At 35.4% G+C, this 15,631-nt stretch carries 16 protein-coding genes; 4 read left to right on the top strand and 12 right to left on the bottom strand.

Going from position 1 to position 15,631, the window contains the following annotated elements:
- Nucleotide 1 precedes the first annotated feature (1 nt).
- The 4 genes from AN959_RS16790 to AN959_RS16775 all read right to left on the bottom strand — a co-directional run bounded on the left by AN959_RS16790 (nt 2) and on the right by AN959_RS16775 (nt 2,033).
- The gene (locus AN959_RS16790; protein ID WP_056832435.1) at nt 2-1,210 is read right to left on the bottom strand and encodes a DNA repair exonuclease; all 1,209 of its coding nucleotides are present in this window, start codon (nt 1,208-1,210) and stop codon (nt 2-4) included.
- A gap of 92 nt (nt 1,211-1,302) precedes the next feature.
- Nucleotides 1,303-1,500, bottom strand: coding sequence for a hypothetical protein (locus AN959_RS16785; protein WP_053588331.1), 198 nt, complete (start codon nt 1,498-1,500; stop codon nt 1,303-1,305).
- Nucleotides 1,501-1,519: 19 nt separating this feature from the next.
- On the bottom strand, nt 1,520-1,831 hold the full coding sequence (locus AN959_RS16780) for a hypothetical protein (RefSeq protein ID WP_056832434.1): 312 nt from the start codon (nt 1,829-1,831) through the stop codon (nt 1,520-1,522).
- Between the two features lies 1 nt (nt 1,832).
- Nucleotides 1,833-2,033: a helix-turn-helix transcriptional regulator gene (locus AN959_RS16775; protein WP_056832433.1), complete on the bottom strand. Its 201-nt coding sequence runs from the start codon at nt 2,031-2,033 to the stop codon at nt 1,833-1,835.
- 144 nt (nt 2,034-2,177) lie between these two features.
- On the opposite strand from AN959_RS16775, the gene AN959_RS16770 reads away from it, so the two are divergent.
- Entirely contained in the window at nt 2,178-2,363 is a 186-nt protein-coding gene (locus AN959_RS16770; RefSeq protein ID WP_053588328.1) for a YhzD family protein, read from the top strand.
- 153 nt (nt 2,364-2,516) lie between these two features.
- Here the strand turns inward: AN959_RS16770 and AN959_RS16765 are convergent, their stop codons facing one another.
- From AN959_RS16765 to AN959_RS16750, 4 genes are all read right to left on the bottom strand, one after another.
- Nucleotides 2,517-3,296 carry an enoyl-CoA hydratase gene (locus AN959_RS16765; protein WP_056832432.1) on the bottom strand — a complete coding sequence of 260 codons (780 nt, stop codon included), beginning with the start codon at nt 3,294-3,296 and terminating at the stop codon, nt 2,517-2,519.
- A 973-nt stretch (nt 3,297-4,269) separates the two neighbouring features.
- Entirely contained in the window at nt 4,270-4,614 is a 345-nt protein-coding gene (locus tag AN959_RS16760) for a YlbF family regulator (protein ID WP_053588324.1), read from the bottom strand.
- A gap of 19 nt (nt 4,615-4,633) precedes the next feature.
- The gene (locus AN959_RS16755) at nt 4,634-5,776 is read right to left on the bottom strand and encodes a DUF445 domain-containing protein (RefSeq protein ID WP_056832431.1); all 1,143 of its coding nucleotides are present in this window, start codon (nt 5,774-5,776) and stop codon (nt 4,634-4,636) included.
- 65 nt (nt 5,777-5,841) lie between these two features.
- Nucleotides 5,842-6,231, bottom strand: coding sequence for a ferritin-like domain-containing protein (locus AN959_RS16750; protein ID WP_056832430.1), 390 nt, complete (start codon nt 6,229-6,231; stop codon nt 5,842-5,844).
- A gap of 72 nt (nt 6,232-6,303) precedes the next feature.
- Here AN959_RS16750 and AN959_RS16745 point away from each other — a divergent pair, with 72 nt between their 5' ends.
- Complete coding sequence (locus AN959_RS16745; RefSeq protein ID WP_053588321.1) at nt 6,304-6,507, top strand: YheE family protein; 204 nt, start codon at nt 6,304-6,306, stop codon at nt 6,505-6,507.
- A 205-nt stretch (nt 6,508-6,712) separates the two neighbouring features.
- Here AN959_RS16745 and AN959_RS16740 read toward each other — a convergent pair whose 3' ends face one another.
- The 4 genes from AN959_RS16740 to chrA form a co-directional block, all read right to left on the bottom strand.
- A complete protein-coding gene (locus AN959_RS16740) occupies nt 6,713-7,963 on the bottom strand; it encodes an MFS transporter (protein WP_156350822.1) in 1,251 nt (416 codons plus the stop codon).
- 94 nt (nt 7,964-8,057) lie between these two features.
- Entirely contained in the window at nt 8,058-9,797 is a 1,740-nt protein-coding gene (locus tag AN959_RS16735) for an ABC transporter ATP-binding protein (protein WP_056832429.1), read from the bottom strand.
- Nucleotides 9,794-11,536: an ABC transporter ATP-binding protein gene (locus AN959_RS16730; protein ID WP_056832427.1), complete on the bottom strand. Its 1,743-nt coding sequence runs from the start codon at nt 11,534-11,536 to the stop codon at nt 9,794-9,796. Before AN959_RS16730 ends, AN959_RS16735 begins: the two co-directional genes overlap by 4 nt.
- Nucleotides 11,537-11,931: 395 nt before the next feature.
- Nucleotides 11,932-13,089 carry a chromate efflux transporter gene (chrA, locus tag AN959_RS16725; RefSeq protein WP_056832425.1) on the bottom strand — a complete coding sequence of 386 codons (1,158 nt, stop codon included), beginning with the start codon at nt 13,087-13,089 and terminating at the stop codon, nt 11,932-11,934.
- A gap of 231 nt (nt 13,090-13,320) precedes the next feature.
- Here chrA and AN959_RS16720 point away from each other — a divergent pair, with 231 nt between their 5' ends.
- Together AN959_RS16720 and AN959_RS16715 are read left to right on the top strand one after the other, a co-directional pair.
- Nucleotides 13,321-14,673 carry a hemolysin family protein gene (locus AN959_RS16720; RefSeq protein ID WP_231687510.1) on the top strand — a complete coding sequence of 451 codons (1,353 nt, stop codon included), beginning with the start codon at nt 13,321-13,323 and terminating at the stop codon, nt 14,671-14,673.
- Between the two features lie 67 nt (nt 14,674-14,740).
- Nucleotides 14,741-15,625: a cation diffusion facilitator family transporter gene (locus tag AN959_RS16715; RefSeq protein WP_053588316.1), complete on the top strand. Its 885-nt coding sequence runs from the start codon at nt 14,741-14,743 to the stop codon at nt 15,623-15,625.
- The last annotated feature ends 6 nt before the right edge of the window (nt 15,626-15,631 follow it).

Raw genomic sequence — 15,631 nt, 5'->3', positions numbered from 1 at the left:
GTTATTCACTCCTCTTTGCTAAAACGTTTGAAAGCAGCTGTTCAACTTCATTTATCGTTTCCTTCACAAACTCTGAACTAATTGTCTCCAGATATCTACTACCTTTTGGGTGCTGATATAATTCCTTTAATGCATATTTCCAGTCGGCATTGTTCCATTGTTCTATTGACTGAACAATAGCAGAGGATTCACTCCATATCTCCTTAGGCATTTGTATTCGGAGCTTTTGAACAACGATAAAATTTTCCTCTCCAAGTATACTTTCTTGTATTATTTGGAGCCATTCTTCATTTGTAGAAGATTGTAAAAGTTCTTCCGTATCTTCCGTAATATCAGTTAACATTACATCAACAATTGCACTTCCATTTGATTCTATATAATCACGAAGGGTTACTTCTATGCGGGCAATCAATTCATTTGCATGAATTATTCCATCACAAGACACTGCTACCTCGTCATAAATAAATGCAGAAGAATGGATAAATTGAAGGTTAGCTTGTCCTTTTGTTAAGGAAACCTCATAGAATCCTTTCAAACCCTTTTCGTTTCGGTGTCTACTTTGTGTATTACCAGGGTAGACGATAGGAGGGTCATCAGATAAAATTTGCCGCTTGTGAATATGACCAAGTGCCCAATAATCATATCCTTTACTTATTAAATCCGCTTGTCGAAAAGGCGCATATACATCATGTTCTTCGTTTCCTTCGATACTTCCATGTAGCATTCCAATGTGGAAATCTAATCCATTCGCTATTGGATAATGGACATGCATGGCATCACGAATATGCCTCTCCTTATAACTAAATCCTGATATATGGACTTTATTACCTTCCACTTCAAGTGTTTTTGTGTCTACTTCTTCCCCAAACACGTCTACATTGTCAGGTAGTTGGAATCTCACCCAATTGCCACTCAAATGATCATGGTTTCCATAGCAAATAAAAACAGGGATACCTACAGAAGAAAGCTCTTCCATCCCTTTTTGAAATAGATGCTGAGCACGTAAACTTCTATTTTCTCCATCATAAATATCACCAACAATTAAAATAAAATCAGGCTTACTTGCTTTTGCATAATTAATAATATTTGTAAAAGCTTTAAATGTACTTTCACGTATATCCTGCAATTTATTTTGCGGTATAGAGGTAAGCCCTTTAAATGGACTATCTAAGTGTAAATCAGCTATATGTAGAAAACGAACTCCAGTCATTTACCACACCTCACAAAATCGAATATTTGTTCTTATTTTATCATAAAGAAAAGATTGTATACAGTGAAATGTGTACAATCTTTAATAAAAGTTTACAAACTTTTTCGTTCTTTTTTTATTTGTTGAACACTGATTATTAGTCCGGTAAATCCAGCTGCAAAGGAAGGAAAAATACTATATAAAAAATAATTCCGTTCATTTGTTAGTAGTGAGATTAAAAGAAAAAATAGAGGGATTCCGATTAGTACAAATAAGGAAACGAGTAGAGCAAATTTAGTATTTTTTTTCATAAAAAAACCCCTCCGATTTTTAGTTATCCTTACTAGCTATTACAGCACCTATTAAGTAAGAAGTCATATGAATTACCCAAATAGCAGTCATTAAGAAAAAGTAAAGACCTGGACCTTCAATAGTCAGGATAATCATCCATACGATTAATATAACAACAGTAGTTGTCATCCAAGAAATGGATCTTGCCTTTTCATGTATTCTCGTATATCTTTCATCGAACCACCGTTTTTTCTTACCTATTTTTCTATTGATTAATAAAACAATAGCCATTACTACAATTGCAAGAGGCAAACCTAACATAAATGACACTAAATCAAACTTCTCATACATACTAATCTTCCTCCTCATAAATAAATATGTCTTCGATCGTACAATTGAACAATTTTGAAATCTTAAAAGCTAATGTGATGGATGGATTATATCTTCCCTTTTCTAACGAAATAATTGTTTGTCTGGAAACATTAAGCATTTCCGATAGTTCATCCTGTGTCATACCTAATGCCATTCGTTTATCTCTAACTAAATTTTCCATGTGTACTCCTACCTTTATTGTAAAGCTAACTTTACGTAAAGTGTACTTTACTTCTCTTTCATTTGTCAAGCTAACTTTACATTTTTCTTTTAATGTTTTTGTTGTATAATATTAGGTATAAGAAGAACAAAGGGGTGTTGATTCTTGAAAACATATAAATTTACTGCATTTGAACCAACAGGAAAGCTTATTGTAGAAGAAACATGGAATTTCGATAACGACGAAGACGCGAAGAAAAAAGGCGAGCAATTTATTGAAGAAAAAGGCTTTACTAAAACGACTCATCGTTTAGTGAACAACGCTGGAAAACTTGTTTTATTTCACGTGTAATTTAAAAAGGACATAACCCCCAAAGGGGTTATGTCCTTTTTTTATACCCATTGAAGCTTCTGCAATTTTTAGGTTATCGAGGTTAGTCAGGCTTCATCCTCATGAAAAGTATGTGCCCATGATTTAACAACCTCTATTTTTACTTCCATTCTTTTATTCCCCTTTGAAAGTAGGCTTGCGTTTTTCAACAAAAGCTTGAATGCCTTCTAGATGGTCAGCCGTTTTACGCAAAGCAGTCTGAGCTATAGCTTCTTTTTCTACTACTGCTGCTAGTTCATCTACTTTTGTAGCGTGTAATATTTCTTTGGAAGCAATCATAGCCGCTATTGGCGACTGGAGAAGTTTCTGTGCATAGGAATTTGCTGTTGTATAACCTAAACCATCAGAAGCCACTTCATCCACTATGCCGATTTTTTGCGCTTCCTTTCCTGAAAACAGTTGCCCACTCCACATAAGTTGTTTCGCCTTTGGGATTCCCACTCTTTCTTTTAAGAAGAAATGCCCGCCTCCATCTGGTATTAGCCCTATGCCTATAAAGTTCATAGCGAGCTTACTATTTTCTTCCGCGATAATAATATCGCAGCCCAGTACCATACTGAAGCCTAAACCTGCTGCGGCACCGTGAACAGAGGCAATTGTAATTTGGGGTAATGTATATAATGTTTTTGCGAGTCGCCCAAGATACACCATGACTTCTTCAATATTAAAAGGATTCTCTGTATCCAGCATTGCCTTAATGTCTCCTCCAGCAGAAAAAGCACGCCCCTCTCCTTTAATAATCAACACTTGTACGGAGCGATCTTCTTTAAGAGACTCTAAACATTCCGCTAGCTCTTTCATCATCACATCATCCATTGAATTCATGGCTTGTGGTCTATTTAATGTTAGCGTAGCAATTCTTCCTTCTTTTTCTAACAATAAAGTCTTATACATAGCAATTCCCCTTTATAAGTGAATGGTTATTCATTTATTAATAATTCGACATCTAATAAATTATTCCTTCTATTATTTTCAGCTCTGTTAAACTTCATTTTTATGTGTTTAAACATCAGGGACAGTTATTGCTCCTGCCTAGACTCATGTGTATCTTGTGGCAAGCGTATATCGTAGTCTTAAAAGAGCAAATAAATTAGGCTTTAGTTTCCAGGGAATACTACTTATCTATATGCATTCGCGCTGGCCGCACGTCCGCATGAACCGCTGTATACGCTAGACGCATCCATCTGTCTCATACGGCACGTCATGTGGCTGGGAAGGCGCGAATGAAGGTGTCAGCCATTACAAATAATAGGTTTTCTATTAACATGCGTTTATATAGAATTGGTAATTCTAAATACGTTAGCATTGATTTATAATCTACTCTTTAAAGTGCTGATTAATTTGGCTTTAGGTTATAGAGTCTACTTATCTATATGCATTCGCGCTGGCCGCACGTCCGCATGAGCCGCTGTATGCGCTAGACGCATCCATCTGTCTCATACGGCACGTCATGCGGCTGGGAAGGCGCAAATGCCAGTGTACTCTCTTGATAAGGTAAGTAGATGCTATTATATGATTGTTAATAAACAATCCTGAATACAGGATGTTCATTTACTTATTTATCGAATTGTTTCTATTTCATCGAATGTTTCCAGGATTGACGCCTTGCCTCTCACTCCGCAAAAGCGTTAAGAAGGAGCGACTCATCCTGCGGAGGCTCATGCATAGCGTACAGCAAGTGCACATCCGTGTTTCTAGTTTTTATCCTACGGTGGCTCTTTCGTAGCTTGCGGCAAGCGCGGATCATTGTTTCTAGTATTCTATGTTGTTTAAAATATATTTAAGATATAAAATACTATATCCCACGTTGACTTAATAATGGTCTTTAAATTAAAAAAGGATCTCCTATTTTAGGAGATCCTTAGCATTAAATACCTTCGTATAATTCTTGTACTGGTTTAATTAAAACTCTGTTTACTTCTTCAATTAACTGACTTAAACTCATTTCTGCTTGGAGCATTTGAAAGATTTTTTCATTTCCTTGAGCAAGCTGTGCAGTTTTTTGTGCATATTCTAGCTCTTCACCAGAAATTTCTTCTCCCTTCATTTGCTTTTCTTGAAGGGAAAGTTGAATCTTACGAAAGCTTTGGAATAATGCAAGTGCCTCAGGATCTGCTTTAACAGATTCCACCGCTGCTTTTACCTTAGCAAATTCATCGGTTTTACGTAGTGTTGCTTCCAATTTATTAATATCATCATAAATATTGACCATTTTTATTAGCTCCTTTTATTTAGCTTGTAATAAAGACGATTAGTCCCTGTATGATCCCTATAAGACCACCTAAGACTCCACCAAGTACTGTAATCATTTTAAACTCACGTTTCGATATACCTAAAACGATTTCCTCTAAACGCGCTACTGGGAAAGAATCGACTTGCTCTTTTACCATATCTTCTAATTTCATTTTACGCAATACTTCTTCTAGCTTAGCTTCCGCTTCCATGAATGCAAAGGAAGTTAATTTTGGGACAAGCGTAGTTTGCGTCCATTCTGTTGCCTCTGGGAAATAATGAACTAAACTATGACTTAAACGCTCTTCGATTGCTAGTTCCTTCTTCAAATAACTTTTTACATTTTTTACGACTGGTTCAAAATCAAAGCCGTCCATTATTTCCACAATTGGTCGGTCTTTAAGCTTTTCCCACTCATTACGAACAATATTTTCTAACATATTTTTGGTACCTGGTGCTTTTAAAAACTTTAATATTTCTGGTTGCACTTTTCCTGCAAGAGAGGAAGATTCACCAACAAACATTTGAATCATGCTTCCAAGCGTTCCTTTAGTAGATAGGAAATCATCAATTAAATTTTTTACAGTTCGTTTACCTTCTTCAGATTGAAAAAATTCTTCTCCTTTAAAAAGGATGTATGATACAATTTCTCCTATTTTACTATCTGCTTTAAACTGCCAATCTTCCGGAGCTAACTGTCTAATCGTCTCCTTTTCAAAACGGCTTTTCAAACGATTAAATTGTATATCCACTTGCTCATCTATTTTCGTATTAGCTATCGTTACAATATTTTCAATGCCACTTAGCTTTAACCAATCTTCAATCGTTTTATCAGAAAGTAGAATTTTCTCATTTAATTGTCGAACAATTAGCTTCGTAGTCTTGTCTTGCATTTCTTCATTAAAATATTTTCTTTTGAAAATATCGGGGGTCAATAAGTGATTGATTACTGTATTTCCTAGTTGTTTGGCAAGTTCATCTCGTCTCTTTGGAATTAAACCAGGTGTGAACGGGATTCGCCAAGATCCAATATATTTTGCCTCATGTGGTCGAAAAAGCATTTGAATAGCTAAGTGATTTGTTACTGCCCCTATCGCTGCTCCGACTGCTACCATGAATAAAATCGTCCAAAATAAATCCATCTATTTCACCTTTTTCCTCTAGCATATAGTTTATTATAGCAGAGGAAGGACAAACACTAAAAGAATTACAATGCGTTGAACATTGTCGAAAAACGTATAGCATGCTCCGTTTCATCATGCATCGCCACAAATAGTGGCGCATATGCTTGCTGAACAGGTATTTGGAGCAGCATTTCTTTATACATTTCAGCTCCTTCTAACTCCTCTTTAATCGCATTCTTTGCACAAGTTTTTAAGTCTAAGCAAGGGGGCTTTTTTTTCAGACTTTGAACATAAGTCCCTGTCAGCATATAATAGAGTTGTTGAAACATTTCATAGTGGCTTTTTTCATCTTCATAAGCATGTTGAATAAACCCTTGCCAATATGGATCGTTCGTCAATTTATACATATCTTTATAGAAATGGTAATCTGCGTATTCATTTTGAATCGCAAGTTGTAATTTTTCAATAAACAAGTAGATGCTCCTTCACTAGTCATTTCTACTAGTGTATGCATGGAAATTATGTCACATGAAAGGATGATTATTTTGTTACAGCATTTTAGCTTTAAACCACTATATGAAAATAAGCAATTACCGGGCTGGTCTATCTCATTCTTCTATAAACAAGTACGATATACAGGTGAATACGAACCGGATGGCACAATCAATTGGAATGGAATCGTACCAGCTGATGAAGAAACTATAAAAAAAATGATTCATGAGCTAATGCTGTTTCACGTTTACGATTAACAACATAAAAACTGCATGTGTTAAAAAAAACACATGCAGTTTAGTATTTTATTTGTCTTCTAAATAATCAAATACAGATCCTATAAACACTTTTCCTGTTGTCTTTCATCAAACACATCTCATTGGTTCTCCCTCTACTTAACTTCATTCTCATCTTAAACTCGGCACGTGTAATAGTTTTATAGATTATGATAATCACTTCGTTTTACATTGTACCAATTTTTTTCCGGCCAAATAAAACATAAAAATAAGTGGAAGCTATGATATAAAGAACTCCTGTTATTGTGAAGGTATAAGCATATCCCCAATATGCTCCATATGTCATTACCAATCCTGTAGAGATAGCTCCAGTGCTAGCCCACCCAATATTGAATACCATCTGGTTTACTGAATTGGCAAGCCCCTTATATTTATCATGAACTAAATCCATTGCAATAGCACTTTGTATTGGATTTCCAGCATTCATAAGTGCTTGACGTAGCAAAAATCCGATTGATGCTACTAGCAAGGAATTGGTATAACCAGTGATAAATAAAAAAGGGATTGATAGTAATTGAAAAATTACAAGTGCACGAACCTGCCCTACTCTTTTTACAAGTGCTGGGCCAATAAGCATTGCAATAGCCGTCATTCCTGAGCCTAATGATAATATCAAACCAATATATGAATTAGATGCATCAAAACGGTTAGCAAAGTATAAGTTCAAATAAGGAATAACTAAACCTGATCCTGTACCGATTAACAAGTTGGAAAAACCAAACAATACAATGATTATAATATTTCTTTTGAAAGAACTTGGTAATTCCTTCTCACTTGTTTTAGCAGTTTTATTTTCTTGTCTTGCTATTGGTTTTAATTTAAATAAAGGGATTAAGCCTAGTGCGAATACAATGGTACCTACTATTAAAACCCATTTTATCGATTCCTGAATAGGCATAGCAGCATACAAGTGTAGTGCATCAGCTAATACACCTCCACCGAAACTTCCAATGACACTTGCAATGGTCACTAAAGAGAAATGGATACTAAACAAATGCATACGTTCACTAGCATTCGAGTTTTCTGCTAAGAAAGGGACACCTGAAACTTGGACAAGCGCCATGAATAGTCCAGTTAAAAATGCGGCATAAATTAACGATTGTTCTTCCACCATTACGCTTCTATAAAATAATGTTAACACTGTCACCATCGAACCAACAATAATCATCCATTTTCGTCCAAAACGATCGCTTAAAAAGCCAGCAGGTATTAACATGATTGCCGATGCAAGAGAAGTCATCGTAATCACTTTACCATTTACGGTTTCAGGAAATCCCAGCTCCTTTAAATATAAATTATACATGACAGAAAAAACTCCCATACCTACTTGTATAAGAATATTTGCCATCATGAATAACCGTATATTCCTATTGAATGAAGATATTTTTGTTTTCCAATCTTTTAGCCACAGGATCATAAGATACCTCTCTTGCTTTTTATTTCGTCTCACTAAATATACGATTTTCGATAGAAAACTTCAATACATAAAAAAGGGAATATCCCCGCACGTATTATACGTGCTGAGATACTCCTGCTTGTAATTTATACATTTGTTCATAGCGTCCTTGTAGCTGTAGCAACTCATCATGCGTTCCACTCTCTACAATTTCACCTCGATCTAATACTAAAATTCGATCTGCATTCTTAATAGTAGAAAGTCGGTGTGCAATGATAAAAGTTGTTCTTCCTTTTTTCAATACATCCATTGCATGCTGTATTATTTCTTCCGTTTCTGTATCAATATTTGAAGTTGCCTCATCCAATATTAGAATGGCAGGGTCGAAAGCAAGTGCTCGAGCGAATGAAACTAGCTGTCTTTGTCCAGAGGATAGTGTACTACCCTTTTCAATTACAGGTTCATCTAAACCTTTTTCAAGATTCTTTAATACTCGCTCTCCCCCAACTGCTTCCAATGCAGCCTCCACTGTCTTACGGGAAATACGAGGATCATTTAAGCTTACGTTTGACTCGATTGTTCCTGAAAATAAATAAGGATCCTGCAAAACGATACCCATATGATCTCGTATTGTTTGCCTTGGTAACGATGTTATATCAACACCATCAATGAGAATCTTTCCTTTTGATGGATCATAGAAACGGAACAATAAGTTCATAATCGAGCTTTTTCCTGATCCAGTATGCCCAACAAGTGCTACCGTTTCCCCTTTATTGGCTACAAAGTTTAAACTTTTTAATACATAATCCTTCTCTTTATATGCAAAAGATACATTTTGAAACTCAACATTTCCTTCATATCGTTCCATACGTTGATCTTCCACTTTTTCTCCTGATTCATCAAGTAAACGGAACACACGATTACCTGCAACAAGAGATCTCTCCAATTGCGAAAATTGATTCACAATTCCTGTAATCGGATTAAATAGTCTTGTCGTATAATCAACAAATGCATAAAGCATACCTGCTGAAATGATTGTATTTGGTTCCATGGACTGGCTACCAAAATACCAAATAAACATAATAAACATTAAGGATCGTAAAACACTAACTAAGTTAAATGAAGTTGCCGAATCAAGTGTAAGCAATTTATTTTGATAGCGGTAATGCTCTCCATTCATCTCTTCAAATTCACGTTCCATTTGCTTCTCTCGTTTAAAAGCTTGAATAATGGACATACCTTGAATTGATTCGTTCAGCATTGCATTCAAATCGGCAATCTTCGTACGAACAATATGATTATATTTAGAAGCATATTTTCGATATCCGATCATCCATACATAAACGATTGGTACAACAAAAAGCGCCATTGCAGCCATTTTTACATTTAGGATAAATAAAGCTACATAAACACCTGCGATTGAAATAATACTTGTTGCAAACTGAGATAGTACCTGCACATATAGATTACGAATAGCTTCTGTATCATTTGTAACACGGGCAACTACCTTACCAGCAGGCAAGTTATCAAAATACTGTATTGGTAACGTTTGTATATGCTGAAATACATCATTTCTCAGCTTTTGTACAACACGGTTAGCCCCAATCTGAAGATTAATAAACATAAAGTATCTAAAAACTGCTGTTACAATCGATAAACCAAAGAATACAGCTAATAGCATTAATATAGGCTGAAGATCAATAGCCCCTTCTGTAATATGGTCGTCGATAATTTTCTTTGCGATGAATGGACCGGTTAAGTCTGCAAACACTGCAATTGTTAAAAAGATTAAACCAAGTAAAATTGGCTTTTTATAAAATAACGCATAATGGTAGAGTCGTTTCCCTGTACTCATGACGACACCCCCTCAAGCTGTTGACGATCGTATTGCTCTTTGTACCAACCATTTTGCTGAAGAAGTTCCTCATGAGTACCTTCTTCTACAACCATTCCTTCGTCTAAAACGATAATATGGTCTGCATGTTGAATACCTGACAATCGATGCGTCGTAATAATTGTTGTCTTCCCACTACGTTCATTTTGTATATTTTCAATAATTTTTGCTTCTGTTTTCGCATCCACTGCGGAAAGCGAATCATCTAATAGTAAAATCTCTGGATTTTTAATAAGTGCTCTTGCAATAGATACCCGTTGTTTTTGACCACCCGATAAAGAGACACCCTTTTCTCCTACCAATGTTTCAAGACCCATCGGCAAGTTCATCAAATCACGTTGGAAATGCGCTAATCGAATTGCTTCTTCTAGCTCTTCTTCCGTTGCATCTTCTTTACCAAAAAGAATGTTTTGACGAATTGTCCGTGAGAATAGAACATGATCCTGCGGAACGTATCCAATCCATTCTAGAACTTGTTCTTTTGTTTGCTCAGAAATTGCTATATCTCCAATTGTTATCTGTCCAGCTCCAATAGGATATTCCTTTAAAAGTTGTTTCATAAAGGTTGTTTTTCCTGATCCTGTTTTTCCGACAATACCAAGTGTTTGCCCTTTTTGAAGGTTTACTCGGATATTTTGAAGATTTTTCACCTGTGACATTGGATATTGGAAACCAACATCTTCAAATCCAATGGAATTCACATCAAATATTTTTACAGGAATCAATGGATCTTTTACATCAGCTTCATAGTCCAGCGTTTCTTGCACACGATCTAAGGAAGCATTCCCACGTTGCATAACATTGATTAATTCTCCAATTGCAAACATTGGCCATATTGCCATCCCTAAGTAAACGTTAAATGTGATTAAATTCCCAACTGTCATTTCATTTTGTGAAACGAGATATGCACCGTAACCTAAAGCAACTACATAACTGATACCTGTACCTACTTTTGTAATTGGACCAAATAGTGCATCAATTCGTTCAACGACCATATTTTTTTGGTATACTTCTTCACTCATGTCTGCAAACTTCTTTTCGTCTGCTCTTTCTTGGACATATGCACGAATAACACGAACACCAGCAACAGATTCAAGAACTCGGTCATTTAAATCGCCAAATGCATCTTGTGCAGTCATATATTTTTCATGAATTATTTTCCCTAAATATTGCATGATAAAAGCTAAAATCGGAATCGGTAATATTGCAAAAAATGTAAGCTTCCATGAAATAATGAACCCCATCGCTAGGATGAGTGCTGCCATATACATCGTTGAATCGATCAATGTCATAATTCCAAAACCAGCTGTAGTTGCAACCGCATTTAAATCATTTGTTGCACGAGCCATTAAATCACCCGTACGATTTTTTTCATAAAATGTTGGTGTCATACTTAAAAATTTTCTATTTAATTTGGTTCTTAAAATCCGCTCTATCGTAATAGAGCCACCAAACAATTGATATTGCCAAACAAAATTTAGCACATATCCAATGATAATTATTCCGATAAAGTAGAACACATACATCGTTAATAAGTCAGGAGTCATATTACCTGTTGTAATGGTGTCTATTGCCTCTCCGACCAACCATGGAGGTATTACTTCAAATGCACTTGCTACTATGAGCAAGCTAACAGCGACTGTATATCTCTTCCAATGATCACTAAAAAACCACTTTAATTTAAATAAAACCGAAAACATTATTTAATCCCCTCATTTCTTCTCTCTCTTAAATAAAACAAGCTAGCCACCTTCTAGAGATTCCTTTAATAAAATTTGTTTTGTCCGTTGAATAGTCATATCCAAACCCTTCCTTCCTTACATTTTCACTAAAAAATGGAAATAAATGAACACAAAAAAGCACATTACCCATATTACGGTAATGTGCTTTTAAATAGACAAAGTAAACCTAAAAAATGTCTATTATAAAATCATTTATCGTTCGATGGTAGGCATGAAAAAATTATTAAGTTGTTTTTTATATCAATTAAACGAATCATTTTTCATACCTCCATTTCTCTTTTTTTATTTAGTGTCCCTTAACATTAGCATATAAAAATTTCCAATGTCAACACTTTTCTAAAAAAAGGGACTAATTAAATTATATGCATAACGGCTCCAAAAATTGCACTAAATAATACTACGTAAATTGGCGGCCATTTATACACAGAAAGCAACGTAAAAGTAATAAGAACGATAACAAAATCCATCGTACTATTCACTGCACTAGTAAAAACAGGATTATATAATGCAGCAAGCAGGATCCCAACTACTGCGGCATTTACTCCTTTTAATGCCGCTTGTATACCTCTTTTGGAACGAATAACTGTCCAAAAGGGTAAGGTCCCAATAACTAATAAAAAAGAAGGTAAAAACATTGCAAAGACAGCTATCAGCGCACCTGGAATCCCTGCAGTTACCTGCCCTAAATAACCAGCTAATGTAAATAGTGGCCCCGGAACAGCTTGAGCTGCACCATACCCAGCAAGGAAAACATCTGGTGAAACCTCTACTTCTCTTTGAAGCATTGGTAAAACAACATGCCCTCCACCAAAAACGATGGAACCAACTCGATAATAAGCATCAAACATAGAATAATAAACAGAGTTAAATAATGGTTTTAATAATGGCAATAAAATCAATAAAACAAAAAATATAGTCCAACTTAAGAATCCTATTCTTTTCCCAAAAGAAAGTGAAATTTCTGGAGCATGCTCCACTTCCTCATTTTTGTATAAAATATATCCAAAAACTCCTGCTGCAATGATTATACAAATTTGACCGATAGCGGTTGGAATAAGTAATGTCAATATAGCACAAGCTACTGCAATAGAAATTCTTATACGATCTGGGGCAAGTGACTTTTGCATTCCTAAAAGAGCATGAGCAACTACCGCTACCGCCACTATTTTCAAACCATGTATCCATCCACTATCAAAAGAACCTGTAGCCGAAACAAACATAGCAAATAACATTAGAAGAATAACTGATGGCATAGTAAATCCTAACCAAGAAATAATACCGCCAGCTATTCCTCCACGAAGTAAACCTATAGATATTCCTACTTGAGAAGATGCAGGACCAGGTAAAAATTGACATAACGCTACAATGTCAGCGTATAATTTGTCATCCAACCATTTTCTTTTCTGAACATACTCTTCACGAAAATATCCTATATGTGCAGAAGGTCCACCAAATGATGTTAATCCAAGTTTTGTAGATGCTTTCAAAATTTCGATATATGTATTTTTCAATGTAGAACCCCCATTCTATCTTTCTATTATTATCTTATAAATTCAGCACTTTTAATGATAAGTTTATGTAAATTTTCTTTGAGTGAAAAGATATAGGCTTAATCTGTTAAGTAGAAAGATTTGTAATTTACATGACATTATTTTATTATTAAAACTATAAACTATTTTTTAGAAAACAGGAGGTGTACACTTTGTTCTACCCCTCATTTGGGTTAGGGACAAAGTAATTATTTGGACATAGCCATACGATTGACAGCTTTTGCTGTCTTAATCGCATTCACTGCATTTTTTGTTGCAAGTGAATTTGCAATAGTAAAAGTAAGATCGACAAGAATTGATCAGCTCGTTGCTGAAGGAAATAAGAGCGCGTTAAATGCCAAAAAAATAGTGTCTAATTTGGATGAATATTTATCTGCCTGTCAGCTCGGAATCACGATAACCGCATTAGGTTTAGGTTGGCTTGGAGAACCGACAATTGAGGCAATATTACATCCGGCATTTGATTATTTTGAACTTCCCGAAAGTGTTTCTTCTTTACTTTCATTTGTTATTGCATTCTCCCTTGTAACATATATACATGTAGTAGTTGGAGAATTAACTCCAAAAACTTTTGCCATTCAAAGAGCAGAAGCAATAACACTAGCAGTTGCAAAACCGCTACTTATATTTGACAAGCTTATGTACCCGGTCATTCACGGGATGAATGGTTCAGCACGATTCTTAGCTACACGAGTATTTGGCTTAGATGCTGTTTCTGAATCAGAAGTTGCCCATTCAGAGGAAGAACTTCGTATGATTCTTTCCGAAAGTTTTAAGGGCGGAGAAATTAACCAAGCTGAATATAAATATGTGAACAAAATTTTTGAATTTGATGACCGTATCGCTAAAGAAATTATGGTACCTCGCACAGAAATCATTTCCATTGATAAAGATTTAACGTTAAAAGAAGTCTTTGAGTTAATCGGAGTAGAGCAATATACAAGATATCCCGTAACAGATGGTGACAAAGACCATATTATCGGACTTGTGAATATGAAAAATTTATTAACTGCATATATTAAAAACCCTGAAAATGCCACAACTCCAGTTAGTGATTATATGCAACCAATTATTCGTGTTATTGAAACGATGCCAATAGCGGATCTATTACTTAAAATTCAGCGAGAACGAATTCACATGGCTATTTTAATGGACGAATACGGTGGTACCTCTGGACTTGTTACAATAGAAGATATAATCGAAGAGATTGTCGGAGACATCCGTGATGAATTCGATACAGATGAACTTCCAGAAGTTCAAAAGGTCGGAGATAACCACTATATTGTTGATGCTAAAATGTTGATTGAAAATGTCAATGATTTACTTGGCATTGATATTGATGAGGAAGATATCGATACAATTGGCGGATGGTTTATGTCAAAAAGCTTCGATGCCGTTAAAGGCGAAAAAATATTTGAACAGGGCTTTGAGTTTATGATAAAAGATATTGACGGACATCATATTCAATATTTAGAGATTATCAAAACACCTCCTTTCGAAGAAGAAAAAGAAGATATAGAAGAAGACATTCAAACAGAACAATAATAGCAACGACTCTCCCAATAAGAGAGTCGTTTTCATATGCCTAAAAATGTTGAAAAGAGGAAACACTTTGGAACTATACACAAACTTACGCGAAGGGGAAAAAGGCGCTTGGGTTAGTATTTGTATTTATTTAGTATTAAGTGCATTTAAACTAACTGTCGGTTTCCTTGGTTCTTCCGAAGCATTAAAAGCGGATGGACTAAATAACTTTACGGATATTATTGCATCAATTGCAATACTTATCGGGCTTAGAATCTCTCAAAAACCACCTGATGATCATCATCAATATGGACATCTACGTGCAGAAACGATAGCATCCTTAGTTGCTGCCTTCATTATGGCTGCAATAGGTATTCAAGTTATACTTCAAGCTGTTCAACATCTAGCAAATCCAGTAGAAGAAGTTCCTTCTACATTAACTGCGATTGTAGGTTTTATCAGTGCAGTGGTCATGTATATTGTCTATAGATACAATCTAAAATTAGGTACTCGTATTAATAGTGCAGCCCTTAAAGCAGCAGCGTATGATAATCGCTCGGATGCATTAGTAAGTATCGGAGCTACAATAGGTATAGTTGGATCCATTTTAGGTTTTCCTATATTAGATGGCATAACAGCTTTAATTGTAGGGATTATAATCATGTATACCGCGTATACTATTTTTCATGAAGCAGCTTATACACTCTCGGATGGTTTTAATGTGGATGAAGCTGAAGCCCTTTCAACAGTTGTAAAGCTTGTGAATGGGGTTAAAACTTTAAAAAGCTTTAAAGGAAGAATGCATGGTAATTTAATGTTTGTTGATTTAACAGTTACAGTTGATCCTAATCTCAACGTAGTGGACAGCCATCGAATTACAGAAGAGATTGAGCAGCGCATCATGAAAGTAAAACCCTTTTCCGTCGTTCTTGTACATATAGAACCTCATTTAGAAGAGTTATTAATGGATTGAGCGATT

The organism is Psychrobacillus sp. FJAT-21963, assembly GCF_001420585.1.
Classification (GTDB): Bacteria; Bacillota; Bacilli; order Bacillales_A; family Planococcaceae; genus Psychrobacillus.
Note: the sequence above shows the minus strand (reverse complement) of the source record. Positions and strands in the feature narration are given on the sequence as shown.